Genomic DNA, 25,281 nt, shown 5'->3' on the forward strand with positions numbered 1-25,281 from the left:
CTTATTAAGTTTTTATTCTCATTCTATTAATAATTAGGAAAATTATGAACGCACTGCACTTCTCTTCGATCCGTCGTACTAAAATTGTCGCCACCCTGGGCCCCGCCAGCGACCGGGAAGGTGTCTTAGAAGCCATGTTAGCGGCGGGTGTTGATGTGGTGCGTTTAAATTTCTCGCATGGCACCGCGGATGATCATCGTCGACGCTTAATGCGCGTGCGCGAAATTGCTGCTCAGCTGGGCCGAAGTGTCGCGGCGCTGGGTGACCTTCAAGGCCCTAAAATTCGCATCGCGCGTTTCAAAGAGGGCGCTGTGGTTCTTCAAGAGGGCCAGCCGTTTATTCTCGATATGGCGCTTGATGGTGATGCGGGCGATGTGCACCAAGTGGGCTGCGACTACAAAACCTTGGCGCAAGATGTGACGACCGGTGACCGCCTACTGCTAGATGATGGTCGTGTGGTACTGGATGTCACACGAGTAGATGGCCAACAGGTACACACCGACGTGGTTGTGGGCGGTAAGCTCTCCAACCACAAGGGTATTAACAAACAGGGCGGTGGACTTTCTGCTCCCGCGTTGACCGAGAAAGATAAAGTTGACCTAAAAACCGCTGTTGAAATTGGTGTCGACTACCTTGCTATCTCATTCCCCCGGCATGCGGAAGATATGTTAGAGGCGCGCCGTCTACTCGGTGAAGCAGGTAAAGATATTGGCTTAGTTGCCAAGGTAGAGCGTGCTGAAGCCGTAGCGGATGAGGCAACCCTTGACGGCATTATTGAAGCATCAGAAGCGGTCATGGTGGCGCGTGGCGATTTAGGGGTTGAGATTGGCGATGCCAAGTTGGTCGGCGTGCAGAAGCGCATGATCAAGCGCGCGCGTTCGCTTAACCGCGCTGTGATTACTGCCACGCAAATGATGGAAAGCATGATTTCTGCGCCGCTGCCTACCCGCGCAGAGGTATTCGACGTTGCCAACGCAGTACTGGATGGCAGTGATGCGGTAATGCTTTCCGCCGAAACGGCTGCAGGTGATTACCCACTGGAAACCGTTGAGGCTATGGCACGAGTATGCTTAGGCGCCGAACGTGAGAAAACTGCCCAAGAGTCAGGACACCGTATTCATGAAGGCTTCTCACGGCCAGACGAAACCATTGCACTTTCGGCAATGTATGCTGCCAATCATATGAAAGGCGTTACTGCGATTGCCTGTATGACCTCCTCGGGTTATACGCCGCTAATTGCCTCGCGTATTCGTTCAGGCTTGCCTATTGTAGGACTTGCCCATACCCCCATTGCTCAACGCCGTATGGCGCTTTATCGTGGTGTGGTATCACTGCCGTTTGATACCACAGCTATGAGTGCCACAGAGTTGAATGACGAAGCACTGACGCTGCTGGTCAAACAGGGTGTTGTTAAGCTTGGCGATCATGTGATACTGACTCGAGGTGATCATATGAATGCTCATGGCGGCACCAACACCATGAAGATCATGGCAATTACCGAGCAGCATATTGAGCAAGCGCAGCGCTGATTGATGCGAATCCTGCTATTAACGTGTTTACTGTTTGTTACTGCGCCTGTGTTTGCAGGCGCACCTATCATTGCGGCTGCTTCTAATCTGCAGTTTGCGTTGGAAGAGGCTGCGCAACGCTTTACTCAGCAAACGGGTCATGCTCTGCGCCTCAATTTTGGTTCCTCCGGAAATTTTCGCCGCCAAATTGCTCAAGGAGCCCCCTTTGAGTTGTTTCTCTCGGCGAACGAAGCCTTTGTACAAGCGCTTTATCAAGAAGGCCACGTCGATAACGAGGGCGTTATTTATGCCCGTGGTCGGCTGGCGTGGGCGCAGCCTAAAGGAAAGTACCCACCCCCCGATGCACACACGCCGCTTGCTGGTGTTCATGAGGCGATTGCCGCACTTGAGGAGGGGCAGCGTCAGCGTATCGCGATTGCCAGCCCAGAACATGCGCCTTACGGAGTTGCTGCCCAAGAGGTATTGCAAAAGGCTGGGTTGTGGGAAACTACCGAGCCATTGCGTATTCAAGGTGAAAATGTGTCGCAAACGCTGCAGTTTGCCCTGTCGGATGATGCTCGCGGTGGGTTAGTGGCGAACTCTTTGGTGCTGGCTTCAACACTCAGCGAGCGAAGTGAGTTTGTCTTGATTCCCGAAGCGTGGCACACGCCGTTGCGTCAACGTATGGTACTTACACCTCAGGCAGGAGAGGTGGCACAGGCTTTCTATGCATGGCTTCAGCAAGCAGACGCGCAGGCTATTTTGCAACAGTACGGTTTTAATACAGATTGATGGACTGGACGGCGCTCTCGGTATCGCTGCGCTTAGCAGGCTTGACCTGCCTCTTTTTGCTGCCCGTTGGGGTGTGGTTAGGTCGTGCATTGGCTACCGCACATTTTCGCGGCAAAGGGCTGTGCGAAGCGCTAGTGGCGTTGCCGTTAGTGTTGCCACCCACCGTGCTCGGCTTTTATTTGCTACAGCAATTTGGCCGCGACGCACCCTTGGGCAGCGTTTGGGCCTCGTTCACAGGGGGCGGGCTCAACTTCACTTTTAGCGGTATCTTGCTAGCCTCATTAATCGCTAATTTACCTTTTGCAATTCAGCCTATTCAGCGGGCGTTTGAGAATGTGCCCACTAATCTGCGTGAAGCGGCTTGGTGCAGCGGGCTGAGCCCTTGGCAGACCTTTTTGCGCATTGAACTACCGCTGGTATGGCCAGGCATTCTTTCCGCTATCGCATTAACATTTGCCCATACATTGGGAGAGTTTGGGGTGATTTTAATGGTCGGTGGTGCGATTGATGGGGAAACCCGCACGTTAGCGATTGCTATTTATGATCGGGTACAGGCGTTTGATGAGCAGGGGGCCGCACGTATGTCAGCGCTGCTGCTATTGGTGTCGTTAACAACCCTAGGTCTGGTCTACGGGCTTGCAGGCAGGCGCAGGTGGGTTCGTGGCTAAAGTGATCACTGGTAGCGGACTGGAGGTAATGGCCAAGCAGCGTAGTCCGATACCACTGGACGCGGCATTTAGCTGCCCAGCGGGCGAGCTTCTAGCGCTGGTGGGCCCGTCCGGTAGTGGCAAAACCACGTTACTGCGTACTATCGCTGGCCTATATCAACCAGAGCAGGGCCATGTGGCATGTTTGGGCAGCACTTGGTTAGCAACTGAACGGCGCTACTCGCTTACCCCCCAGCAGCGAAAAATCGGCATAGTGTTTCAAGATTATGCACTGTTTCCCCATCTTACTGCACTAGCGAATGTCCAGCTTGCCCTGGGACATCTTCCCCACTCTGAACGTACGCTCCGTGCGAAGCAGTGGCTTGCCAATGTGCGTTTGGAGGGGCTGGAAAAGCGCTTTCCCAGCGAACTTTCTGGCGGCCAGCGCCAACGCGTGGCGCTGGCACGCGCCTTAGCGCGTGAGCCGCAGGTATTATTGCTAGATGAACCCTTCTCAGCTGTTGATCAGGTGACCCGACGCCGGTTGCAGCGAGAACTGGCGCTGTTGCGTCAGCAAATATCGATTCCCATTATCTTGGTTACCCACGATTTAGAAGAAGCCACTGCACTAGCAGATCAAATCTGCGTGCTGCATAACGGCGTAAGTCTTCAGCAGGGGAGCCCCGAAGCACTATTTCGGCGGCCTGCCTCGCCGCTGGTGGCAAGGCTTTTAGATCGCCACAATATTTTCGAGGGTGAAGTGACCAGTGTTAATGGCCAGAAACGGCTGCAGTGGGGGGATCGCTACTTAGAGGTTGCCGTAGGCCTTTCTGATCTGCCGCAGGGTGAGAGAGTAACCTGGTACTTACCGCCTTCCGATATTGTGCTGCATCGCCGTGATCGACCTTCACAGGGTGAGCGCGAAAACCCTGTGGCCGCTACTGTGCATGAAATGGTCGTTCTTGGCGGTATCACCTCAATCTCGCTGCGTGTTTTGCATGGCGATATGCTACGTTTCGATATTGCCACCCATGCCGCTAGGCGCAACCAGCTAGCACTGGGAGAGCAGGTATATGTGTCACTGCTTGCTGCAGGCATTCATATTATGTCAGGAAAACATGTTGCTATGTCGTCACGCCATATGTCCTCAAATAACCTGTCTTCAAATAGCCAGTCTTCTACTAATATGCCCTCTCATCATAAAAGGAACTTGTCATGACTGTTACTCGCCGTCAGCTACTGAAGACGTCTTTGGGAGTTTCACTAGCGGCGAGCTTACCGTTGCCGCTGTTGAGCGCCTGGGCTGATGAATCTCGCCAAGCCTCGACATTGCCGCTGGCGATTCACAGCCAGGAAGGCCCGCATCGATTAGACGTTGAAGTGGCCGAGACCGCCGCTCAGCGACAGCGCGGCTTAATGGAGCGCGAGCACCTGCCTGAAGCGCGTGGCATGCTATTTCGGTTTGAGAGCGAACAGCCCGCTGGCAACGCCTTTTGGATGTACCGCACGTTAATCCCGTTGGATATTGCTTTTATTAACGGAGAAGGGCGCATTGTGGCGATCAACACCATGCAACCCTGTGCGTCTGATACCCCCCGTGAGTGCCCCGCTTACCCAGCCGGTGCGTCTTACCATGCCGCGCTGGAGGTTAACGCAGGCTACTTCGCTGAGCGCGGTATCCAGGTGGGCGACTGCGTATCAGTCCCTGCTTTGGCAGGGTTTTGCCGCCCTGATGCATAGTGTGCCGATACCGGCGTACTACAGTGGCTTTGCTGGGCGACGCTTACCAACGTTGAGTACGATCAGGGCAATACCGGCTACCACAAGCCCCCCGCCTACCAGCTTATGAATACCTAGGCTGTCGCCCATCAACAGCGCGCCCAAGCCAACAGCAAGTACTGGCACCAGCAAGGTCATTGGCACCACGCGATTCACAGGATGGCGGCGTAGTAAGGCATACCAAATGCCGTAAGCAACAATTGATGACATTACCGCGGTGTAAGTCATCGCTCCCCACCCGCGCCAACTCGCTTGCTGAATGGCCTGCCACTGGCCAGTTTCAAATAGCCAAGACCCTAACGCGACCTGAGGAATCGCAAACAGCGCTACCCAACCCGCCAGTGCTAAGGGAGCGATAGGCGGACCGCGCTTAATCAACAGTTGGGAAACTGCCCAGCCAAAGGCGCTTAACAAAAGAATAGTCAGCGGCAGTGGTGAGGGCAGCGTTGGTCCTCCAGCGAGCACAATAACGCCAGCGAAAGAGAACAGCAGCCCCGCGATGCGTTTTGCCCCCAGTTTTTCTTTAAGAAACACCACCGCCAGTAGCGTGGCAAAAGGCGTGCCCATCTGCACCAGCAGTGCTCCAGTGCCTGCTTCTGCTTGGCCTAAGCCGATAAACAGCAGCGCAAAATGTAGGCTGCCAAATGTGAAGGAGAGTAAGAGCAAAAAAGGCAACTGAGCTCGAGCGACAGGGTAGAAAGGCACTAATAGAGCAGCGACCAGCACAAAGCGCAGGGTCGTCATTAGTAGTGGCGGTAGCTCCGCCACGCCCACCTTTATGACAATGATATTCAGCGCCCAAATGGCGATGACGAATAGGCCTAACAACAGGTCGCGTAGTGGCACGTTGATATCCGTTGGTAACGATTTAACAGTGGCTTTAGCATATCAGTAAGCGCTACTGCAGCGTAATGGCACGGTGTTCATCCACCTGCAGTTAACGGCGAAATGCTAACGACCGGCTTCCTTTAAACTCATGAGTGCCTACAATAGAGCGTTGCCTGCTTTAGCGCTTATTTTGTAGCAAACAGAGGCACACTGTGGGTAGATAATAGATATCGCTGGATACCAACTGATAAAAAAGGATCGACAATAATGACGCTGACACGCTCTATGGCTCGTTTAACGGTAGGTTTAGCTGGTGCGGCCTTGCTCTCGGCTTCTTTCTCTGCACAAGCACGTGAACTCTCTGTATCCACTGTTTTATCTGATGCTTTCCCATGGGGGCAGGCGGCGGAAAAGTGGGCGGAGTTGGTGGAAGAGCGCAGTGGTGGAGAACTAACGCTGCGGGTTTACCCGAACTCTCAGTTGGTTTCCGGTGACCAAACTCGTGAGTTTTCGGCCATGCGTTCGGGGCTAATCGATGCTGCGGTAGGCTCGACGATTAACTGGTCGCCTCAGGTTCCTGAACTGAATTTATTCTCTTTACCTTTCTTTATTCCCGATGAAGCTGCTGTGGATGCGGTTACTGGCGGAGAAGCGGGTGAGTTGGTCTTTGCAGCGATTGAGTCTCGCGGTGTTATGCCGCTGGCCTGGGGCGAAAATGGCTTCCGCCAAGTGTCAAACTCCCGTGGGCCGATTAGTCAGCCAGAGGATTTGGATGGTCTGAAAATCCGCGTGGTTGGCTCACCGCTGTTCCAGGATACCTTCTCTGCCCTTAACGCAGATCCGACGCAAATGAGTTGGACAGATGCTCAGCCAGCGTTAACCACTGGCGCGGTTGACGGGCAGGAGAATCCGCTTTCAGTATTTGATGTCGCGCGTATTGATCAGGTGGGTCAGGAGCACTTAACGCTTTGGAACTACATGAATGATCCGCTGATTTTTGCGGTTAACCAGCAGGTATGGCAGTCGCTTGATGAAGAACAGCAAGTGCTGTTGCGTGAAACGGCCATTGAAGCGGGGGAGTGGGAAATCGCCATGACGCGCGAGGAAGAAAGCGAGCGCTTGGCGGCTATTCAAGAGCGTGGTGTGACGGTTACTGAGTTAACCGATGAACAGTATCAAGCCTTTGTGGAAGCCACCCAGTCCGTTTACGAAAAATGGGCCCCGCGCATTGGTGAAGATGTGGTTAACGCGGCTCGGTCGGCTATCGACGCACGTTAATAACTCCTTAGTGTTTTAACTGCCGGCCTACAGGGCCGGTAGTTTTTTCTATTGTGAGGCTGCCATGAAAGGCTTTCCCGATGCACGCCCTGAACGTTGGCTGGGCGCGCTGTCACTTATTATTATTTCGTTGATTAGTTTGGGAAATGTGGTCACACGTTACCTGACTGGCGGCTCATTCTCGTTTACCGAAGAATTTTCCGTATTTTTGCTGGTGGTGCTTACCTTCGCAGGGGCATCGGTGGCGCTTAGGCGAAACCGTCATATTCGTATTGGTTTTTTGGAGCGGGCGCTACCTGGGCGCTGGCGCAGCGCACTTATTCTATTTCAAGCGCTATGTGGGGTAACCGTTCTGGGCTTGATCACTTGGTATGGTGGAAAGCTAGCCTGGCAAGAGTACCAATGGGAGTCGCTATCGCCGGGGTTAGGGTTGCCTCAGTGGTGGTACTTAGTATGGCTTCCGATATTATCCTTTGCCATGGTATGGCGTCTCGTTCAGCAAACCCGAGATCGACTAAACGGAGGGCTGGATAATGACGCCTGATATTTGGATGATTCTTGCCTTTGCCGGATTTTTGATATCGGGTGTGCCCGTGGCATTTTCGCTCGCGTTAGCTGGCTCGGTAGGTATTGTGGCTGGGCTTTCGCCAGATATGTTGGCGACGCTAGGCACCAATACCTATAACAGCATTGCCAAGTACCCTTTAATCGCGATACCGCTATTCATACTGACAGGACTGATTTTTGAGCGCTCTGGTGTGGCGTTACGCTTGGTACGCTTTGCTCAGGCACTTATTGGGCCTCGTCATGGCGGTCTGGCGCTGGTCGCGGTGCTGGTGTGCATGATTATGGGGGGCATGAGTGGGTCAGGCCCGGCGGATGCGGCGGCAGTGGCTATGGTAATGCTGCCAAGCATGACAAAAGCGGGCTATCCAAAGCCATTTTCCGCAACCCTTATTGCCGCATCGGCATCCACCGCTATTCTAATCCCGCCTTCCGTGGCGCTAATTCTTTACTCGATTGTGGTGCCCGGTGTCGATCTGCGCGCGTTATTTGCCGCAGGACTTTTTCCAGGCATTTTGGCAGGGCTAGCGCTGCTGGTGCCTGCGATGATCGTTGCTAAGCGTTACGGCTGGGAAGGAACACCGGTAGCTGGTGCTGAAACCTTGACCGTGCGTACGACGTTTAGGCAAGCGTTGCCCGCTTTGTTTGCTCCAGTGCTTATTTTAGGGGGGCTGCGCTCAGGCTTATTTACTCCAACAGAAGCCGCCGTTGTAGCGGTTGCCTATGGCACCATCGTGGGGTTGTTTTTGACGAAAGAACTTTCGTTACGTGACCTATGGGAATTGTTAGGAGAGGCCGCGATTATTTCTGGAGTGGTGATGTTGATTATCGCTCTAGCGGGAATTTTTGCTTGGGCTGGTACAATGCTGGGGACTTTTCGTCATTTGGCAGAGTGGATTATTGGCTTAACGGACAACGGTGTTTTGCTGTTGGTGCTGGTCATGCTAGCAGTATTAGTCGCTGGCATGCTGCTTGACGCTATTTCTATCTATCTCATCATGATGCCAGTGCTGATACCCGTTATGCAGCACTTTGAATGGAACCCGGTTTGGTTCGGCATTCTGCTAGCTATGAACATTGCAATTGGTCAATTTACCCCGCCGGTTGCGGTGAATTTAATGGTAACCACAGAGGTTGCCAAAATCCGTTTGGAAGAGACTTTAGGGTGGGCATTGCTATTTGTTGTGGCGATGGGATGTGCGCTTGCTCTTGTGGCCATTTTTCCAAGTATTGCGCTGTGGTTGCCATCTGTACTTGGTTATAACGTCTAACACACCTATGCCTGACGTCATTCGTCATAAGATGTTCAATCCGATATACGCTATGCGAATACGGCATGGCTATTAACGGTAACTAAACGTAATTCATCGGTAATCTAAGTATGTTGTCTGAGCTGCTTGTGGTAGGTAATGCCATCTACCGTGTGCATTGCCTCTAAGCATTAAGTTTATCTGTTGAACAGTAGGACTTAATTGCAAGCACTAGGATGTGTATGGGCGTTATATCGGTAATGACTTGCCGTGTATTTCGCCAAGTATGTTTTTTTTCGCTAAAGTAGTAAGTGTCGGCTGTATTAGTCGGCGTTGATAACAGATTGTCTTGAAAACGTTTTGGCAGAAAAACACCTGAGGGAACCGTTCAGCAGGTGGAGTTAAAGCGAATAACGCTCACAACATCAAGATAAAGAGGTGTGTCCATGAAACGCCATGTATTTTCCACTGCCGCCTTCTCCGGCGCGCTGATTGCGGCCGCTACGTTTGCATCTCCTGCGGTTGCACAGGAACGCTTCATCACTATCGGTACCGGTGGCCAAACAGGTGTGTACTACGTAGTCGGTCAGTCGATCTGTCGATTGGTGAACCGTCTGGAAGACGCAGACATCAAATGTAATGCACCTTCTACTGGTGGCTCAGTCGCCAATATCAATGGTATCAAATCCGGCGAATTGGATATGGGTGTCGCTCAGTCGGATGTTCAGTACCAAGCTTACAATGGCACCGGCAATTTCGAAGGCGAGGCCTATGAAGACCTGCGCGCGGTATTCCGTGTACACGGTGAGCCTTTGACTCTGCTTGCGCGTGCTGACTCGGGAATCGAAACACTCGATGACCTGGAAGGTAAGCGCGTCAATATCGGCAACCCAGGCTCTGGGCAGCGCAACACCATGGAAGTGGTGATGAGGGCGAAAGGTTGGACCGAGGACTCTTTCTCGTTAGCGTCTCAGCTTGATGCCGCCGAAATGGCTGCCGCGCTTGCTGACAACAACATCGACGCTATGGCCTATGTCGTGGGTCACCCCAATGGAGCCATCCAGGAAGCGACCACCACCGTTGATTCGCATCTGGTACCTCTCAACGATGAGACGGTTCAGGGAATCGTTGACGAGTTCCCGTACTATTCCATGTCAGTCATTCCAGGTGGATTGTACAAAGGTAATGACGAAGACGTCGAAACTTTCGGCGTCGCAGCGACCTTCGTGACCACCGCTGAGACCGATGAAGACATCATCTACCAGACCGTCAAGGCGGTATTCGATAACTTCGATCGCTTTAAGCGCCTGCACCCGGCCTTCGAGAACCTCGACCCCGAAGACATGGTGACCTCTGGTCTGTCGGCGCCACTGCATGAAGGTGCCGCCCGTTACTACCGTGAACAGGGCTGGATCGAGTAACCGTATAGCTTGACGTACTGTTACCTTGGTAAGAAATGCGCGGCTACCCCAGGGTACCGCGCATTTTAGTTTAGAATGTTTATAGGGCATTTCGATATGGCAATTATGCGTCAATCGTCTCGGAGAAGGGCAGGCATATGACTGAAGATAAGAATAGACCTTCGGGAGCCGGAGTAGACTTGGAGGATATGGTAGCCTCCAGTGACACGGGAGCCCGTAAACCGAGCGGCATGCCCGGTAAGCTTCTTGTAAGCATTGCAGCGGCGTGGTCTCTATTTCAATTGTGGATCGCTTCTCCAGTGCCCTTCATTTTGGGGTTTGGTGTTTTTAATGCCACTGAAGCTCGCTCTATCCACTTAGCTTTTGCACTGTTTCTGGCCTATATGGCCTATCCAGCGCTAAAGCGTTCACCGCGCGACCGCATTCCCATTCAGGATTGGGTATTGGCCTCGGCTGCTGCCTTCTGTGGTGCCTATATGTTCATGTTTTATGAACAGTTATCTCAACGACCGGGGGCACCGATCCTACAGGATGTGATCATTGGGGTGGCGGGGCTCCTGTTGCTGCTTGAGGCAACGCGTCGAGCGCTTGGGCCACCGCTGATGATCATTGCCTCGATCTTCATTATCTATTCCCTTGCCGGGCCCTACATGCCAGGCATTCTTTCCCATCGTGGCGTCAGTATCTTTGGTCTGGTTAATCACCAATGGCTGACTACCCAGGGGGTATTCGGTATCGCCCTTGGGGTATCGACTAGTTTCGTATTCTTGTTTGTGCTTTTCGGTGCCCTGCTCGATAAGGCGGGTGCCGGCAACTATTTCATCAAGGTGGCGTTCTCGTTGCTGGGCCACTACAAGGGGGGGCCGGCCAAGGCCGCTGTGGTGGCATCGGGCATGACCGGCCTGATCTCGGGCTCCTCGATTGCCAATGTGGTGACTACAGGTACCTTCACCGTGCCGATGATGAAACGCGTCGGTTTTTCCGCCGAAAAGGCGGGTGCCGTCGAGGTAGCCTCCTCTGTTAACGGGCAGATCATGCCCCCTGTGATGGGGGCCGCAGCTTTCCTCATGGTCGAATATGTCGGCATCTCCTATGTGGAGGTCATCAAGCATGCCTTTCTGCCGGCACTGATTTCCTACATCGCTTTGATCTATATCGTTCATCTCGAGGCCATGAAGGCCAACCTACAGGGTCTGCCAACCAGCAACCCTCCCAAGCCGTTGGTGCGTAAGGTGATCGGCTTTTTGGGCGGTTTGTTACTGATGATGGTGACGGCGCTGGTAGTCTACTACGGCCTGGGGTGGTTAAAACCCGTTCTGGGCTCCGCCACGCCTTGGGTGGTGAGTGTGGCCCTGGCGGTGATCTACATCGCACTGCTCAAGGTGGCTGCAGGCTACCCAGAGCTCGAACTCGATGATCCGGATAAGCCGATCTTCAAATTGCCCCAGACGCGACCAACAGTGATGGTCGGGCTGCAGTTCATTCTGCCGGTGATCGTGTTGGTTTGGTGTCTGATGGTGGAGCGCTTGTCGCCTGGGCTGTCAGCATTCTGGGCCACGGTGTTCATGGTTTTCATTATCCTGACCCAGCGCCCCATCACGGCAATCTTCCGCGGACAGAGCGAGTTGGCCGAGGATATCCGTGCGGGTGTCCTTGATCTGTGGAGTGGCCTAGTGACTGGTGCTCGCAACATGATCGGCATCGGCATTGCCACCGCGACAGCCGGCATCATCGTTGGCGCGGTTTCCCAGACTGGTGTGGGTCTAGTGCTGGCCGATGTGGTGGAGATCCTCTCTATGGGGAACCTGATGCTGATCCTGCTGCTGACAGCAGTGCTCAGCCTGATCCTTGGCATGGGGCTGCCCACCACCGCCAACTACATCGTGGTGTCGGCACTACTCGCCCCGGTGATCGTGCAGCTCGGTGAACAGAACGGTCTGCTGGTGCCGCTGATCGCCGTTCACCTGTTCGTGTTCTATTTCGGCATTATGGCCGATGTGACACCACCGGTGGGGCTTGCCTCCTTCGCGGCAGCGGCGGTCTCGGGGGGAGACCCGATACGGACCGGTTTCCAGGCCTTCTATTACAGCTTGCGGACCGCGGCGCTACCGTTCCTGTTCATCTTCAACACCGACCTGCTGCTGATCGATGTGAGCTTCCTGCAGGGCATCCTGATCTTCATTATATCGACGATCGCGATGCTGATCTTCGCAGCTGGCACCCAAGGGTTCATGATCGTGCGTAACCGCTGGTATGAATCGATCCTGATGCTGCTGGTTGCGTTTACGCTGTTCCGCCCGGGGTTCTGGATGGACATGATCCATGATCCCTATGAGTCGGTGCCGCCATCACAATTCGTCCAGACGCTGGGTGCTGTCGACGAGGAGAGCACGCTGCGACTGCAGATCCGCGGTGAAGATGACTTCGGTGACCCGCTTACCACTTACATGATCCTGCCTGTGCCTGAAGGGCAGACGGGTGAGGAACGCCTGGAGAACTTGGGGCTTGAGCTGCTGATCGAAGATGAGAGGGCAGTGGTCGACATGGTGGCCTTCGGCAGTACGGCAGCGGACCTTGGCCTGGACTTCGATCAAGAAATCATCGAGGTGCTGGCCCCAGTTGACCGTTGGATCAAAGAGCTGATGTGGATTCCTGCGTTCCTGGTCTTTGGGCTGATTGTATTGATGCAGCGTCGGCGTCGTAATAACACGTCAGCTACTGCTACCGCATGAAGGAGAATGCCATGTACAGCAAGATCATGTTGCCGGTGGACTTGAATGAGGAAGCTTCTTGGTCAAAGGCGTTGCCTACAGCCCTGACGTTATGTCGTACTTTTGGTGCTTCGCTACATGTGGTTACGGTACTGCCGGATTACCGTATGCCTATGGTGGGTTCCTATTTTCCCAAGGACTTCGCTAAAAAGGCGCATGCAGCGATAACCGATGCACTTCATGACTTCATTAAGGAGAAAGTGCCTGAGGACATTCAGGTGCAAAGTGTCATTGTGAATGGATCCCCATGGGAGGGGATTATCAAGGCTGGTAAAAAACTGGATGTGGATCTTATCGTTATGGCATCACATACCAAGCGTAAATTTGTAGATTACGTTTTGGGCCCTAACGCTGAACATGTGGTTCATCACTCCAAGGTATCGGTAATGATCGTGCGCTGACGTTTTAGTACCGAGTTGCTTGTTAAGCGAACTCCAGGCCATTTGGCCTGGAGTTTTTGTTTGTGAGGTTATATTAACGCTGGCTAACGCATCGAATAAATTGGCGTTAATAGCATGAAAGCAGGATTTTTTGTACGCGATGCAGCTAGACAGCCCCACCTTGTCATTGCTCAGCTACATTAAAGATACGTTAAGCCATTAACCCATGGTTAACGAACTCATGCATGTGGCAACTTTTTCAGGGTATTGGGCAAGTTCGATCTCAATCTGAATGGGGTTTAAAAGCCACCACTGCATTGGGGTAAATCTAAGGAGTCATGCTATGAATGCAGCTACAACAAAAACGCACGGCCGAGCAGATATGCCTAATGTGAAAATCACTATTAATAAGGTGGGAATGGATCGGCCGCGTGCATGGCTTGCCGCGGGGTTTGAGGACTTTCGTCGCGCAACTGCTATCAGTTTAACCTACGGTATGTTTTGGGTGGGATTAAGCATAGCCATTACGGCGGGGGCAATAACACTCGGCTATTGGTACTGGTTATTACCTATGATCGCTGGGTTTATGTTTATTGGGCCACTGGTGGCGGTAGGCTCCTATGGCATTAGTCTTGCTCTTGAGCGGGGAAGGGTTCCTAACCTTGGCGATGCCTTCGGCAGTTGGCGTCCGCACGCAGGCCAGTTGGCGATGATGGGCGTGATGATGATGATTTTCTTCCTCGCCTGGATTCGCCTTGCAACGCTGCTGTTCGCGTTGTTCTTTGGCTTTGAAGTACCTAGTCCAGCAACCCTTTACACATCACTCCTTACCACGCCTGAAGGCTTAGGCATGATTGCAGTAGGTTCAGTAGCGGGCGGTATTCTCGCTTTCGGTGCGTTTGCGATTAGCTCAGTGGCTATCCCAACGCTAATGGATCAGGATCTTACCTTTATGGAGGGTATCGAAGCTAGCGTGCGCTGTGTTGCCAAAAACTTCCGTCCCATGCTGCTGTGGGCCGCTATTTTGACAGGTTGCGTTCTTATCGGTGTGCTTACGTTTTACATTGGCTTGGCCCTCATTTTACCCGTTTTAGGCCACGCAACATGGCATGCTTATGAAGACTTGGTGCGCTTCGAACCAGTCGAAAAACTTGAGACCTAGCGGTTAGAGAGCACTGAAATGTGGGCCTCAATCTAGCTGTTAAGTAAAAACATACTTAACCTGACTATGTAAAAGAGATAGCGTAACCTTTGCGCTATCTCTTTTTTATCCAGAGTCCTGCCTGTCTTGATAGTTGACAGAAGCGGTTCTATTTTCAAGACATTGTGTCGTGAGGTAAGCGTTGTGAAAGCGTTTTTACTGGGGTGGATTATGCTGGCGCTCAGTATTCCCGTGACGGGCCATGCGCGGACAGATGCCTCCCTTGATATGCCCGAAGGGCCTGTTATTCTCACAATCAGCGGTGACATCACGCATTTCAACGCAACCCAGGGCGCGCGCTTTGATCGTGATATGTTACAAGCTTTGCCACAGCACTCCTTTGAAACGGGCACGCCGTGGACCGAAGGTAGTAGTACTTATAGCGGACCGCTGATGCGTACATTATTAGAGCATGTCGGGCTGCCTGGTTCTGAAAATAGCTCTGGAAATAGCTCTGGAAATAGCTCTGAAAATAGCGTTTATGTCTCTGCATTAAACGGGTTCGAAGCAGAAATTCCGATCAGTGACTTTTATGAGTACGATGTGATCCTAGCATTAGAGCGGAACGGGCAAAGCATTCCTATCCGTGAGTATGGCCCTTTGTGGGTGCTCTATCCTTTCAGCCAAGATGAGGCTCTTTTGAGTGAAAAAATGCGTTTTAGAGCTGTTTGGCAAGTTATGCAGATAAATGTCCGTTAGCCGATCTCTTTCTCGGGCTCCCCGCCTGTTGCGTTATCCGCGTCGCTTTAAAGTGGTTGCTATGATTACCGTCCTGCTGTTCGCGGCAGCCTTGGTAGTGGCAGCGTTAGCGGCTTGGCGTCAGGATAATTTGACACAAAGTTTGAGAGAAGATACGGCTTGGGTTGTTTATAAGCTTGATCGCGATGCGATTCAGCTATTCAACCACTTGCTTGCGGCCACCCGTGGCCCGATTTCACCTTCTGATCAGGACGATCTGAACCTGCACTTCGAACTGCTCTATAGTCGAATAACGCTGTTACAAGAGGGCGAGGTGAGCCTGCTGCTAGACAACATCAGTATGGCAAAAGCGTTATTAGTTCAAATTCAGCAGCAGCTAGATACGCTAGATCCCATGTTTGAACCTCATGCATCTTTGCCTCAGCTGCCGATTGCTGAGCTAGAGGAAGAGCTGTTGGTGCTAACTCGACTTACAGAGCGATTTGTTATCGCTATTAATGGTTATCTAGCGAAGTCTGCTACTGAAGAGCGCGTGCTATTAAATATTTTATATAAGCTTTTAATGTCGTTATTGGTGGGAATGAGTTTCGCTGTATTGCTGGTAATTGTGTTTCTAGTGCGTGAAATGCGAGAAAGCGCCTCCGCTCGTCGTGAGCAAGAGCAACTTAGCCATCAACTAGAAATCACTGCCACGCAGGCACAGGCCGCGAATCACGCTAAATCTGACTTTTTAGCAATGGTTAGCCATGAAATTCGCACGCCGCTCAACGGCGTTATTGGTATGAGTGAGTTGCTGCGTGAACCATCTAGCCTTGCGCAAGTAGAAGACTATGCTCGTACGATTCATGACAGCGCTAATCAGTTGTTAGCGATGATCAATGAAATTCTTGATTTTTCAAAGATTGAAGCGGGGCACCTAACGCTTGAAACTTCGCCCACCGCCCTTAAACCATTAGTCGACAGCGTTATATCGCTTTTTGAGCCTCGCGCTAAGGAAAAAGGCCTGCAATTAACGTTAGATGTTGATCCCTTAGTACCGGCATGGGTAATGATCGATGCCAGCCGATTGCGCCAGATTTTGCTTAACCTCATCACAAACGCTATTAAATTTACTGACCATGGTAGAGTCAATATACGTATTTATTCCACGGTAAAGAGCCTGTTATTTGAAGTTTGTGATACCGGTTGTGGCTTAAATGAGGAGCAACAGGCGTCACTGTTTGAGCCATTTCAACAAGCGGATGAGTCAGTTGCTCGTCGGTTTGGCGGTACTGGGTTAGGTTTGGCGATTTGTAAACGCTTAAGCGAAGCCATGCAAGGACGATTAGGGGTTCGTAGCACTCCTGGGCAGGGCAGCACATTTTGGTGCGAGTTGCCCCTGGTAGAAGCCAGTCCCGTCACCGCTCCATTGCCGCCCGAACCAACGCAGGATTTTACAGGCACCTCCCTACTACTTGTGGAAGACAATGCCGTCAATCGTAAAGTTGCCACTGGGCTGCTGTCGCGCCTTGGATGTGATGTCGTCTGTGCTGAAAATGGCCAAGATGCACTGGACATGGTGCAGGCTCAGCAGGTGCACCTTATCTTTATGGATATCCAGCTACCGGACATCGATGGCATCACCGTGACCAAAAGGCTTCGCTCTCAAGGCGGTTGGCTGGCTAACGTGCCGATTGTGGCCATGACGGCTGGCGGCGTGGAAGATGTTCGCCAACGCTGCCTAGCAGCGGGAATGAATGATTACATTACCAAACCGCTATCCTTACTTTCCCTTAGCCATGTGCTGTCACTGCAGCTGTTTACGGCTTCGCGCCCAGATGCGTTGTCGGCGTTGCCTTTAGATCAGGAGCAGCAAGAGTTACAGCCACTCCTTAACCGTGCAACACTAGAGTCCCTGGTTATGTCACTGGGAGCTGAAAGTGTCGATCAGCTCATCATGCTTTATTACCAGCAAGTGAGTGATTACTCTGCGCAGTTGGCTGCTTACCTAAGGAACGCGGAATTTCTGACAACGGAGCAAGCCAAGCAAGTGGCGCGCTTAGCACATCAGCTGCGCGGCGAATCGCTCGGTGTGGGGGCAGAGCGTTTGGCCGCTGAGGCTAAACGGCTCGAAATAATCGCTAGTAACAGCGCGTCTTCACCGCAAGATTTTACTGAAACCATGAATCTGTTGAGGCAAACCGCTTCGCGAACTCATGCAGCGTTGGAGAAATGGCGCCGTGACGATAGCACCGAAGAATAGCGGTATTCAGATCGCTGCCAGCAACCAGCTAAATCCCTTTCAAGCCGCCGGTGAACTGGCTCAGCAGCTAGGCCATGAGCACTTAGGTTTTGTGCTTTTTTTTTGCAGTGCAGAGTATCCGTTAGAGGAACTAGCAACTGCCCTTGGCGGTGCGTTTGATAAGGTGCCGATGAGTGGTTGCACGACGGCGGGCGAGATTACACCGCTAGGCTATGACCGAGGCTCTGTGGTTGCGATAGGTTTTGATAGTCGCGTGTTTGCAATCGAAACCGCACTGGTAGACGACCTTGAACACTTTGACCTTAGCCGCGCACAACCGCTCGTCGACACTTTGCTGGAGCGTTGCCGACAGCAGGCAGTTGCACCCGTGAACGAGCATAGCTTTGCCCTCACGTTACTAGATGGTTTGTCCAGCCGTGAAGAACAGGTATTAGCAACCTTAGATGCTGCTCTTGGCCGTATTCCCAGCTTTGGCGGCTCGGCCGGTGATGATAATCACCTTACCCATACCCATGTTTATGCGAATGGGCATTTTCATACCCGCGCGGCCGTGGTGGTAATGCTTAACACGCGGCTCCCGTTTGAGGTGTTTTCTACCCACCATCTTGAGCCGCTTGCCCATAAATTGGTGGTAACAGAGGCTGACCGGGAGCAGCGCCGAGTGCTAGAACTCAACGGATTACCTGCTGCTGACGTGTATGCAGCGTTAGTCGGCTGTTCTGTTGATGCGCTATCGCCATCCATTTTTGCCCAGCACCCGCTGGCAGTTTATATCGGCGGCCAACACTATATTCGTTCAATACAACGCGTGAATGAAGATGCTAGCCTAACGTTTTACTGTGCGGTAGAAACGGGCATTGTGCTCACCGCGATGCGGCCTGCGCCGTTACTCCTAGATCTAGAGGTGATGCTACAGCGCGTGCAACAACGCCTGGGTGCAACACCTTCGATTATAGGCTGTGATTGTTTCTTAAGGCGTATGGCGCTTGAGTCCTTGCAGCAGTTGGATCAGGCGTCAGCGCTGCTTCGTCAGGCACGAGTGGTGGGGTTTAATACCTACGGCGAACATCATCATGGCATGCACGTAAACCAAACCTTTACGGGGGTGGCTTTTGGCGCTCTTCCAACTAGCGGCGGATAGTGATACTGCGGCGGATAATGCCACGCTGCGCGAGGAAAACCGCCGTTTGCGTAAGGTTTGCCAGGCGCTGATGGAGCGTGTGGAGTCCGGAGCAAGCCCCAACAGCGCTCCCTATGCAGCGTTTGAGCGCTCGGTGCTGCTGGCAGAGCAAGTACGCGAACGCACCGACGCACTTCACCGCACATTAGATGAACTTAGCCAAGTGAATGCACGACTGCTGGCGGCGAATGCCGAAGCGGAGGCGGCCAATCTTTCCAAAACGAAATTTTTAGCGGCGGTCAGTCATGACCTGCTTCAGCCGTTAAACGCCGCACGGTTATTCGCCAGTGCCTTAGAAACGCATGCGCTCCCCGAGGCCTCCCAGGCTTTAGTAGGGCACATAGGGCGTTCGTTAAAAGATGTCGAAGGGCTTTTAGGTACATTGGTGGATATTTCCCGCCTGGATGCCGGCGTGCTCCATGCGGATAAAGCACCGTTTGCGGTAAGTACGCTGTTAGATGCCTTGGCCGAAGAGTATCGGCAAGTGGCCGCCGTACGTGGGCTGACGCTTAACTATGTGCCGTCGAGTGTGGTGGTCGAATCTGATCTAGCGCTGCTGGCGCGTGTCGTGCGCAACTTCCTCAGCAATGCCGCGCGCTACACTGAACATGGCCACTTACTGCTTGGCTGTCGACGACGCGCCAACGGTCTTGAAATTATGGTGGGCGATACTGGGCCGGGTATACCAGAGCCACAGCGTAAGGCGATTTTTCTAGAATTTCGCCGCGCCAACCAGTCCCAAAGTGGCCACAGCCGAGGGCTTGGATTGGGACTGGCAATCGTAGATCGTATCAGCACTATGTTAGAGCACCCGGTGTCGCTTACTTCACAGCTTGGGCGTGGCTCGCTTTTTTCTGTGCTGGTCCCTTTTTCTGTGCCAGCACCTAATGCAGCCCCAAGCGCGGGCGCATCGCCCGTTGCGTATGCGCCAAAAGCGTTGCCTGGATCTGATCGTTGGCAGCACGATCCGCTACAAGGCTGTGTCATATGGGTGATTGATGATGATCCCGCGATTATAGAAGGGATGCAGGCGTTGCTGGGCAGTTGGGGGTGTCGGGTGAGGGCAGCCGCTACGGTGAGTGCGCTGGAAGCAGCGAGTGACGGTGAGCGCCCGGCCGTACTGTTGGTGGATTATCACCTGGGTGACCACCGCGAAAATGGGATCGATCTGGCTGCAAGACTGCGTCGGCGCTACCCTGGGTTGGCCACCGTAGTCATCACTGCCAACCATGAGGCAGCTTTGAAGCGGGCCACCCGAGAAGCAGGTATGCACTGTTTGTTAAAGCCGCTTAAGCCTCTTCGCTTAAAGATGCTGCTGGGAACGCTCTTAGAGAATTCCGCTTAACGGGAAGTCGGCGGTTAGGTGGAAGAGGTTCGTTTTGCAAGATAAGCGCCTAGCTCCTCTTCACCTGCGATAACGATGGCATGTACTCTACTTGTTGCACCTAGCTTGCGTAAAATAGCTGAGACATGCGTTTTAACGGTAGTTTCAGCGATGAACAGTTCTCGTGCGATTTGTTTATTGGACATCCCCTGAGCCATGCAAGTCAATACATCTAACTGCTTGTCGGTTAAGCGTATTAGCCGTTCGCGAGACACCTCCGACGAAGGCGTCAATGCTGATGACTCCATGCGTGGGGGCGGCTGGCGCATAATATCTGCAGGCAGATAAAGTTGCCCTTGAAGAATTTGGTTGAGTGCTGCTAACAGCTGCTCTCGGGGAGTTGATTTCGGAATATAGCCTACGGCACCTTGGGTAATGGCATCTAACACCAACTGGCGCTCCTGATGTGCCGAGACAATAGCGACGGGGAGCCATGGGAATCTTTCTCGAAGTATTGTCAGACCCTCTAGTCCATCGGCATCGGGCAGGCTTAAATCGAGCAACAGCAGATCAAGCTCATCGTGGGTGCCTATCGTGTGAATAGCCGCCGCCAAACTGTCCGACTCCAGCAGTTGAGTATCTGTTAAACCAGCGCTAATCACCGCGTGTAGTGCTTCGCGAAACAGCGGATGGTCATCTGCCACTAGCAACGAGTACATGGCGTCTCCTACCAAGGGATGAGGGTGCGTCCTGCCATCGGGCTATATCGTAAATGGCGCGTGTGGCTAACACTGGGTAGGCACCTTATTTAATAATCATAATACTCAGGAGCTTTACCATGATCTACGCCAACCCGGGTGATGCTGGTTCCGTTGTGTCCTTTGAAAAACGCTTTGGCAATTATATCGGAGGTGAGTTTGTTCCCCCGGTCAACGGCCAGTACTTTGATAATATCAGTCCTGTTAACGGCCAAGTATTCTGCGAAATTCCCCGCTCTAGCGCTGAAGACATTGAGAAAGCGCTAGATGCAGCTCACAAAGCAGCGCCTGCCTGGGGTAAAACCTCCGTTCAAGAGCGCAGTAACATCCTACTTAAGATTGCCGACCGCCTCGAGCAAAACCTTGAAATGCTGGCTGTCGCAGAAACGTGGGATAACGGAAAAGCGGTTCGTGAAACCCTGAATGCGGATATTCCGCTTGCTGTTGACCACTTCCGTTACTTTGCTGGCTGCCTGCGCTCACAAGAAGGTACGGCTGCGGATATCGATGCTAACACTGTTGCCTACCACTTCCATGAGCCGCTGGGCGTTGTTGGTCAAATTATTCCCTGGAACTTCCCGATTCTAATGGCTGCTTGGAAACTTGGCCCTGCCCTTGCCGCAGGTAACTGCGTCATACTGAAGCCAGCTGAGCAAACTCCTGCCTCGATATTGAAAGTTATGGAGGTTATTGGCGACCTGCTGCCACCCGGCGTGCTAAACGTCGTTAATGGATTTGGCGCAGAGGCAGGCCAAGCACTCGCCACCAGCAAGCGTATTGCCAAAATTGCCTTTACCGGTTCGACGCCGGTTGGCTCGCATATTCTTAAATGTGCCGCAGAAAATATTATCCCCTCGACAGTGGAGCTGGGTGGTAAATCGCCCAATATCTATTTCGCTGACATCATGAACGCCGAGCCGACGTTTATTGATAAAGCCGTCGAAGGCTTAGTGCTGGCCTTCTTCAACCAAGGCGAAGTATGTACCTGTCCTTCTCGTGCGTTGATTCAAGAGAGCATGTACGACGAGTTTATGGCCAAGGTGGTTGAGCGGACTAAAACAATCAAGCGTGGTAACCCGCTGGATACCGACGTGCAAGTAGGTGCTCAGGCGTCACAAGAGCAGTTCGATAAAATTATGTCGTACATGGACATCGCGCGCGACGAAGGCGCCGAGTTCCTTGCTGGCGGTGATAAAGAGAGCCTGGATGACAGCATCAATGGCGGCTACTACATCCAGCCGACACTGCTCAAAGGCAACAACAAGATGCGCGTTTTCCAGGAAGAGATTTTTGGACCTGTGGTCGCTGTTACCACCTTCAAAGATGAAGAAGAAGCGCTCGCTATTGCCAACGATACCGAGTTCGGCCTGGGCGCCGGCGTATGGAGCCGTGACATCAACGTCGCCTTCCGTATGGGGCGTGGCATTCAAGCAGGTCGTGTATGGACCAACTGCTATCACCAGTACCCTGCCCATGCTGCGTTTGGCGGTTATAAGAAATCAGGCGTAGGTCGCGAAACCCATAAAGTGGCGCTTGAGCACTATCAGCAAACTAAGAACCTGCTAGTGAGTTACGATATTAACCCGCTAGGTTTCTTCTAATACACTATTCTGCAGTGATACCGCCCGGCCATTGCCGGGCGTTTTGCTACTCCTCTGACGCTTACTGTAACGATAAGAGCAACCACAAGTTGCCACATCGACAACCATCAGGAGTTGCATTATGGATAACACAATGCGGGCGGCAGTCGTACGCGAATTCGGCCAGCCACTAGCGATAGAAGAAGTAAACGTGCCTCGTCCCAAGCGGGGAGAGGTGCTGATGAAGGTGGCGGCCTCTGGCGTTTGCCACACCGATTTACACGCAGCACACGGCGATTGGCCGGTAAAACCCTCGCCACCGTTTATTCCAGGGCACGAAGGCGTTGGGCATATCGTGGCGGTGGGTGACGGCGTTACCCATGTCAAAGAGGGCGATCGTATTGGCGTGCCCTGGCTGTACTCAGCCTGTGGTTACTGTGAACACTGTTTAGGCGGCTGGGAAACCCTGTGTGAATCCCAGCAAAATACCGGTTATTCGGTCAACGGCGGGTTTGCCGACTATACCTTGGCGGATGCGGGCTATGTAGGGCGTCTGCCGGACGCCGTTGATTTCATTGAAATAGCCCCGGTTCTGTGTGCGGGAGTGACGGTTTATAAAGGCTTGAAAATGACCGATACCCGCCCCGGCCAGTGGGTGGTTATTTCAGGCGTCGGCGGCCTGGGGCACATGGCGGTGCAGTACGCGAAAGCGATGGGGCTGAACGTCGCGGCTGTTGATATTGACGACGGTAAATTAGCCCTAGCCGAACGGCTAGGTGCCACGGTGACTGTTAACGCGATGAAAACCGACCCGGCGGCGTATCTGAAGAAAACCATTGGTGGTGCCCATGGAGCACTGGTCACAGCGGTATCGCCGAAGGCGTTTGATCAAGCGCAAAACATGCTGCGCCGTGGTGGCACACTGGTGCTAAATGGCTTGCCGCCGGGTGACTTCCCGCTGCCGATCTTCAGCACGGTGCTTAACGGTATTACCATTCGTGGCTCTATCGTGGGGACGCGCAGTGACCTTCAAGAAGCGCTGGATTTCGCCGCCGAAGGCAAAGTCAAAGCGACCGTGGCGACCGACACGCTAGACAATATCAACGACGTCTTCCAACGTATGATCGACGGCAAGATAGAAGGCCGTATTGTGCTGGATATGGCGAGCTGAGCGAGCAAGTGGGGGAGACGATAGCTCCCCCTTTTATTCCCTGCCGTCTATTCAATACCCACTGAATCTTTCTTTTCCAACCAGCGATGTGCCATACGCTCGGCATGGGCAAGATTGCTCACGACCCCTAATTTACCCACTTCACGCTTAATGCCCGCGCGTTTAATTTTGAGTGCCAGGCGCGGCTGCAGCCCAACAAACATCACTCCTACGCCATGTTCGCTAAGCTCACGGCGCAACGTATCTAACGCCACCATGGCCGTGGTATCCAGACTGGGAACTTTGCGCATATCCAGGACGATAATTCGCACGTTGTGATCAATTACTCGTAGCGTGGCAATCGCTTTTTCTGCGGCGCCGAAAAATAGTGGGCCGTGAATTTTGTAAAGGGCGACTTCCGGTGGGAAGTGCGCGTCTTTATCGGGTGTGTCTAAGCGTTGAGTGTGGGTCAACTGTGCCATGCGGCGAATAAACAACGCGGCGGCCAAGCCAATACCGACAGCTACCGCAATCACCATATCAAAAAGTACCGTTAGCCCAAAGCAGATCACCAGCACCCACACATCGCTAGCTGGGGCACTTTTCAGCGTATGCACAAAGTGTCGTGCCTCGCTCATATTCCAGGCGACGATAAATAGTAGCGCAGCCAGAGCCGCCATAGGCACATGTCCCAGAACACCTGCCAGCGCGACTACCGCGAGTAACACCACCAGCGAATGTACTACCGCGGCGAGAGGTGAGAAGGCGCCGCTTTTAATGTTGGTCGCCGTGCGGGCAAGCGCTGCTGTGGCGGTAATGCCGCCAAAGAAGGGCACGATTAAGTTGCCCAGCCCCTGACCAATCAGTTCAGCATTAGGATCATGTCGAGTGCGGGTTAGGCCATCTGCCACGACGGCGCAGAGCAGTGATTCAATGGCCGCCAGTAACGCGATGGCTAGCGCTGGGCCAAGCAGCGCTTGAATTAGCGCGAAGTTAATCTCAAGCGGTGCGCCGTCAGCGCCAGGAAAGTGCCAGGGTGCAGCAACGCTAGGTGCAAAGGGTGGAATGCCGCTACCGCTTTCACCTTGGAACTCCCAGCTAAACCGTGAGGCGATCGTGTCGACTTCAACGCCACTCATTACTAGTAGTGCGGCAGCCAGGGTACCTACCGCCAAGCCAACTAGTGGCGCAGGTATCGGGGTATTCAATCTGGGCCAGATTAACAGCGTTGCCAAGGTAACAACTCCCACGCTGATTTCTGCGGGGGAAAGAGTGGGTAGCGCTTGGCCAATCAGTACTAGGTTATGCAGGGTACTATCGCCTAGCTCTACTCCGGCCAAGCCAAGAAAGTCAGGTAGTTGTAGGAGCGCAATGACTACCCCGATGCCCGCCGTAAAGCCGAGGATAACCGGGTAGGGCACGTACTGAATCAGACTGCCTAACCGAGAAAGCCCCAGTGCGACCAAAATAGCACCCGCCATCAGTGTGGCGATCAGCAGTCCGCCCAGGCCATGGTTGGCGACAATAGGAAATAGAATTACCACAAAAGCGGCGGTGGGGCCGGAAATGTTAAAACGCGAGCCACCCGTCAAAGCGATCACTGCGCCCGCGACAATCGCAGTATAAAGCCCGTGTTGGGGCGGCACGCCAGTGGCAATCGCCAGCGCCATAGAAAGTGGGACGGCTACCACACCAATCGTTAGCCCCGCCATGACATCACGTTTCAATTTGGCAAGCGTGTATCCTTCGCGCCAAGCGCTAAGTAGTGCACTGCCCGGCACTGGAAAGGCGTATCCCGAAGGTCGGTGAGCGCGGGCCATCAGGCAAGTCTCCTAATAAAGTTGAAAAACAAGCAAGTGGGAAAACAAGCAAGTGGGAAAACAAAGTTTTACGTTACGCCTGCCCAGTGATTCTCACAATATGGCGTTA

The 25,281-nt window shown here is 53.1% G+C and carries 21 protein-coding genes; 18 read left to right on the top strand and 3 right to left on the bottom strand.

All coding sequences use genetic code 11. The features are described 5' to 3' along the window. Nucleotides 1-44 precede the first annotated feature (44 nt). From pyk to JFC11_RS05375, 5 genes are read left to right on the top strand one after another with little or no spacing between them, the layout of a single operon-like run. Nucleotides 45-1,529, top strand: coding sequence for a pyruvate kinase (gene pyk, locus JFC11_RS05355; protein WP_198348914.1), 1,485 nt, complete (start codon nucleotides 45-47; stop codon nucleotides 1,527-1,529). A 3-nt stretch (nucleotides 1,530-1,532) separates the two neighbouring features. After that, nucleotides 1,533-2,300 (top strand): molybdate ABC transporter substrate-binding protein, encoded by a 768-nt coding sequence (modA, locus tag JFC11_RS05360; RefSeq protein WP_198348915.1) that lies wholly within the window; start codon nucleotides 1,533-1,535, stop codon nucleotides 2,298-2,300. Further along, nucleotides 2,300-2,968 carry a molybdate ABC transporter permease subunit gene (gene modB, locus JFC11_RS05365; protein ID WP_038477870.1) on the top strand — a complete coding sequence of 223 codons (669 nt, stop codon included), beginning with the start codon at nucleotides 2,300-2,302 and terminating at the stop codon, nucleotides 2,966-2,968. The genes modA and modB overlap by 1 nt, the downstream gene beginning before the upstream one ends. Further along, nucleotides 2,961-4,166 carry an ABC transporter ATP-binding protein gene (locus tag JFC11_RS05370; protein WP_198348916.1) on the top strand — a complete coding sequence of 402 codons (1,206 nt, stop codon included), beginning with the start codon at nucleotides 2,961-2,963 and terminating at the stop codon, nucleotides 4,164-4,166. The genes modB and JFC11_RS05370 overlap by 8 nt, the downstream gene beginning before the upstream one ends. Then, nucleotides 4,163-4,687 carry a DUF192 domain-containing protein gene (locus JFC11_RS05375; RefSeq protein ID WP_038477864.1) on the top strand — a complete coding sequence of 175 codons (525 nt, stop codon included), beginning with the start codon at nucleotides 4,163-4,165 and terminating at the stop codon, nucleotides 4,685-4,687. The genes JFC11_RS05370 and JFC11_RS05375 overlap by 4 nt, the downstream gene beginning before the upstream one ends. 18 nt (nucleotides 4,688-4,705) lie before the next feature. Here the strand turns inward: JFC11_RS05375 and JFC11_RS05380 are convergent, their stop codons facing one another. After that, complete coding sequence (locus tag JFC11_RS05380; RefSeq protein ID WP_038477861.1) at nucleotides 4,706-5,572, bottom strand: DMT family transporter; 867 nt, start codon at nucleotides 5,570-5,572, stop codon at nucleotides 4,706-4,708. A 249-nt stretch (nucleotides 5,573-5,821) separates the two neighbouring features. Here JFC11_RS05380 and JFC11_RS05385 point away from each other — a divergent pair, with 249 nt between their 5' ends. The 11 genes from JFC11_RS05385 (at nucleotide 5,822) to JFC11_RS05435 (ending at nucleotide 19,885) form a co-directional block, all read left to right on the top strand. Further along, the gene (locus JFC11_RS05385) at nucleotides 5,822-6,832 is read left to right on the top strand and encodes a DctP family TRAP transporter solute-binding subunit (protein ID WP_038477858.1); all 1,011 of its coding nucleotides are present in this window, start codon (nucleotides 5,822-5,824) and stop codon (nucleotides 6,830-6,832) included. A gap of 64 nt (nucleotides 6,833-6,896) precedes the next feature. After that, on the top strand, nucleotides 6,897-7,376 hold the full coding sequence (locus tag JFC11_RS05390; RefSeq protein WP_038477856.1) for a TRAP transporter small permease: 480 nt from the start codon (nucleotides 6,897-6,899) through the stop codon (nucleotides 7,374-7,376). Beyond that, the gene (locus tag JFC11_RS05395; protein WP_198348917.1) at nucleotides 7,366-8,667 is read left to right on the top strand and encodes a TRAP transporter large permease; all 1,302 of its coding nucleotides are present in this window, start codon (nucleotides 7,366-7,368) and stop codon (nucleotides 8,665-8,667) included. Before JFC11_RS05390 ends, JFC11_RS05395 begins: the two co-directional genes overlap by 11 nt. A gap of 425 nt (nucleotides 8,668-9,092) precedes the next feature. After that, a complete protein-coding gene (locus JFC11_RS05400) occupies nucleotides 9,093-10,067 on the top strand; it encodes a TAXI family TRAP transporter solute-binding subunit (RefSeq protein WP_038477850.1) in 975 nt (324 codons plus the stop codon). A gap of 137 nt (nucleotides 10,068-10,204) precedes the next feature. Further along, entirely contained in the window at nucleotides 10,205-12,799 is a 2,595-nt protein-coding gene (locus JFC11_RS05405) for a TRAP transporter permease (protein ID WP_198348918.1), read from the top strand. 11 nt (nucleotides 12,800-12,810) lie between these two features. Further along, the gene (locus JFC11_RS05410; RefSeq protein WP_038477844.1) at nucleotides 12,811-13,239 is read left to right on the top strand and encodes a universal stress protein; all 429 of its coding nucleotides are present in this window, start codon (nucleotides 12,811-12,813) and stop codon (nucleotides 13,237-13,239) included. A 322-nt stretch (nucleotides 13,240-13,561) separates the two neighbouring features. Next, a complete protein-coding gene (locus JFC11_RS05415) occupies nucleotides 13,562-14,380 on the top strand; it encodes a DUF2189 domain-containing protein (protein WP_198348919.1) in 819 nt (272 codons plus the stop codon). Nucleotides 14,381-14,590: 210 nt separating this feature from the next. Beyond that, on the top strand, nucleotides 14,591-15,118 hold the full coding sequence (locus tag JFC11_RS05420; RefSeq protein ID WP_198349072.1) for a putative pterin-binding protein: 528 nt from the start codon (nucleotides 14,591-14,593) through the stop codon (nucleotides 15,116-15,118). Beyond that, the gene (locus tag JFC11_RS05425) at nucleotides 15,108-17,360 is read left to right on the top strand and encodes an ATP-binding protein (protein WP_120386411.1); all 2,253 of its coding nucleotides are present in this window, start codon (nucleotides 15,108-15,110) and stop codon (nucleotides 17,358-17,360) included. The genes JFC11_RS05420 and JFC11_RS05425 overlap by 11 nt, the downstream gene beginning before the upstream one ends. Then, nucleotides 17,314-18,501 (top strand): nitric oxide-sensing protein NosP, encoded by a 1,188-nt coding sequence (gene nosP, locus JFC11_RS05430; RefSeq protein WP_120386412.1) that lies wholly within the window; start codon nucleotides 17,314-17,316, stop codon nucleotides 18,499-18,501. The genes JFC11_RS05425 and nosP overlap by 47 nt, the downstream gene beginning before the upstream one ends. Next, nucleotides 18,473-19,885 carry an ATP-binding response regulator gene (locus JFC11_RS05435; protein WP_198348921.1) on the top strand — a complete coding sequence of 471 codons (1,413 nt, stop codon included), beginning with the start codon at nucleotides 18,473-18,475 and terminating at the stop codon, nucleotides 19,883-19,885. The genes nosP and JFC11_RS05435 overlap by 29 nt, the downstream gene beginning before the upstream one ends. A 14-nt stretch (nucleotides 19,886-19,899) precedes the next feature. On the opposite strand, the gene JFC11_RS05440 is transcribed toward JFC11_RS05435, so the two are convergent. Beyond that, nucleotides 19,900-20,583 (bottom strand): LuxR C-terminal-related transcriptional regulator, encoded by a 684-nt coding sequence (locus JFC11_RS05440; protein ID WP_038477826.1) that lies wholly within the window; start codon nucleotides 20,581-20,583, stop codon nucleotides 19,900-19,902. A 119-nt stretch (nucleotides 20,584-20,702) separates the two neighbouring features. Here JFC11_RS05440 and exaC point away from each other — a divergent pair, with 119 nt between their 5' ends. Continuing rightward, on the top strand, nucleotides 20,703-22,223 hold the full coding sequence (gene exaC, locus JFC11_RS05445; RefSeq protein WP_009721344.1) for an acetaldehyde dehydrogenase ExaC: 1,521 nt from the start codon (nucleotides 20,703-20,705) through the stop codon (nucleotides 22,221-22,223). Nucleotides 22,224-22,344: 121 nt separating this feature from the next. Beyond that, nucleotides 22,345-23,373 carry an alcohol dehydrogenase AdhP gene (gene adhP, locus JFC11_RS05450; protein ID WP_176472115.1) on the top strand — a complete coding sequence of 343 codons (1,029 nt, stop codon included), beginning with the start codon at nucleotides 22,345-22,347 and terminating at the stop codon, nucleotides 23,371-23,373. Nucleotides 23,374-23,420: 47 nt separating this feature from the next. On the opposite strand, the gene dauA is transcribed toward adhP, so the two are convergent. Next, entirely contained in the window at nucleotides 23,421-25,172 is a 1,752-nt protein-coding gene (gene dauA, locus JFC11_RS05455; protein WP_198348922.1) for a C4-dicarboxylic acid transporter DauA, read from the bottom strand. Between the last annotated feature and the right edge of the window lie 109 nt (nucleotides 25,173-25,281).

The sequence above is a fragment of the Vreelandella alkaliphila genome (genome assembly GCF_016107625.1).
GTDB classification, from domain to species: Bacteria; Pseudomonadota; Gammaproteobacteria; order Pseudomonadales; family Halomonadaceae; genus Vreelandella; species Vreelandella alkaliphila.